This window comes from Micromonospora globispora, assembly GCF_003857015.1.
Classification (GTDB): Bacteria; Actinomycetota; Actinomycetes; order Mycobacteriales; family Micromonosporaceae; genus Micromonospora; species Micromonospora globispora.
The window spans coordinates 1-1,642 of the sequence record NZ_QGGF01000695.1 but is presented as its reverse complement, the minus strand read 5'-3'; the positions used below and the strand labels follow the sequence as shown (position 1 = coordinate 1,642).

General features: G+C 73.1%; 3 protein-coding genes. All 3 read right to left on the bottom strand.

Going from position 1 to position 1,642, the window contains the following annotated elements:
- Window positions 1–648 (bottom strand): MOSC domain-containing protein (locus DKL51_RS32515; protein WP_124813164.1); only part of this gene is annotated, 648 nt, incomplete at its 3' end.
- Entirely contained in the window at window positions 645–1,067 is a 423-nt protein-coding gene (locus DKL51_RS35965) for a phosphotransferase family protein (protein WP_260428757.1), read from the bottom strand. The genes DKL51_RS32515 and DKL51_RS35965, both read right to left, overlap by 4 nt.
- Window positions 971–1,360 carry a phosphotransferase gene (locus tag DKL51_RS35960; protein WP_221623278.1) on the bottom strand — a complete coding sequence of 130 codons (390 nt, stop codon included), beginning with the start codon at window positions 1,358–1,360 and terminating at the stop codon, window positions 971–973. Before DKL51_RS35960 ends, DKL51_RS35965 begins: the two co-directional genes overlap by 97 nt.
- Window positions 1,361–1,642 lie beyond the last annotated feature (282 nt).

The following is a 1,642-nucleotide window of genomic DNA, read 5'->3' as shown; positions in this document are numbered from 1 at the left end:
GCGCGGCGTCGGGGCGACCAGCCGCAGCACCACCTCCGCGCCGACGCGCAGCTCCCGACCGATCCAGTCGTTCTCGTCGAATCCGTCTCCGGCGGTGTCCACGACCAGGTTCGGCCGGTAGCGGATGGGGTCGACCGCGCCAGCCGGCACGGCGGCCCCTAACCGGTCGAGGGTCGCGGTGGTCAGCAGGTGGACCGGCGCGAAGTCGACGAAGCTGCCCGGCGGTGCGGCCGTGCCGAGCCGGCTCTCCTCCACGGGCACCGGGACGTCGATCCCTGCCGCGAGTACCGACTCCGGTCGGGACCGTTCCACCACGGCGTTCGGGGGGACCCGGTCGGCCAGCGTCACCGGCTCACCGAGCAGCGCCGACAGGGTCTCGTCCAGGCATTCGTCGTCGGCGGCGAGAGCGCGGCCGTCGGGCAGGATGAGGCGTACCGGTCCGGGATGGCCCCCGGTGGCGCGGATGGTCGTCAGGGCCCGCCACCGGTGCGGGTTCTTCGCGCTGGCCACCCGCCCGGTCGTGCGATGCACCAGGGCCAGCCGGCGGTCGCCGGTGAGGCCGGCGGGGCTCACCTCCACCGCGGTGAGGTCCTCGCCGAGCAACGACTTCACCGGGTAGCGCAGGAGGCGGCCGAGTTGTCCGATCACCGGCCGGCACCTTCCGGCGCCATGTCACCGGGCCGTCCCTCCGCTGCCGCTCGCGGCGTCGGTACCGCCTCCGGCATCGCCTGGCGGACCAACGCGGCCGCCTCGGCCAGCCGGTCGGCGTCGAGCGGTCCGAGGCCCGCGCGTACGGACGCCGCCCGCTCCACCAGCCGGACCGGTCCAACCTCCGCCAGGTACGCCGCCAGCAACTCGCCCGCCGGCTTCGACAGCGGGGAAGCCCGGTCCGTGGCCACCTCCGCGAGGATCACCGCCGTCATCGCGACGTCCAGCTCCGGTGGACCCTCCGTCGCGTTCGCCCAGTCGATCACCATCGGGCCGGCCGTGGTGAGGATGACGTTCTCCGGATGCAGGTCGAGGTGGAGGATCCGGGTCTCCGGATCGGCCGACCGGGCGGCGGGCAGCGCGTGCAGCCGGACGTGCAGGTCCGCCAGGACGTGGGCGGCGTACCGGACATCGATGACGCCCCGACGACGGCCTCCGCGAGGGTGGGACCGGACAGCCGGTCCAGAACTAGATCGCGGCCGTCGGCGTGGTGCACCTTCGGCACCGGATAGCCCCGGGCGTGCAGGTGACGCATCACCTGGGCCTCGGCGCGGACGTCGCCGCCGGCTCGGTAGCGGCGTAGCACCTGGGCACCGTCGAGCGCGTACACGTCGGCGGTCCGGCCGGAGGCGAGGGGAGCGGGAAGGGGCACCGGCTCACGCTAACCGTGGCTCCGGGTGCCGGGGTGCCCGTGTGTGTCTTGCGGGCTTGGGTGGTTGCTTCCGCCGTGCCTTGCGGCCTTGGGTTAGCTCCGCCGTTTCTTTGCGGTCTTTGGGTGGTTGGGTGGTGGGGTGTGGCCCGCCGTGCCCGGCTCCGGGCGGATGCTCCTATGGTCCGTCAAGCGGTCAGCAGGGTGTAGATCTCTCGGGCGATGTAGCGCTTGAGGCATCTCATGGTTTCGGTGGTGCTGAGGCCTTGTTGGATGCGGCGGTCG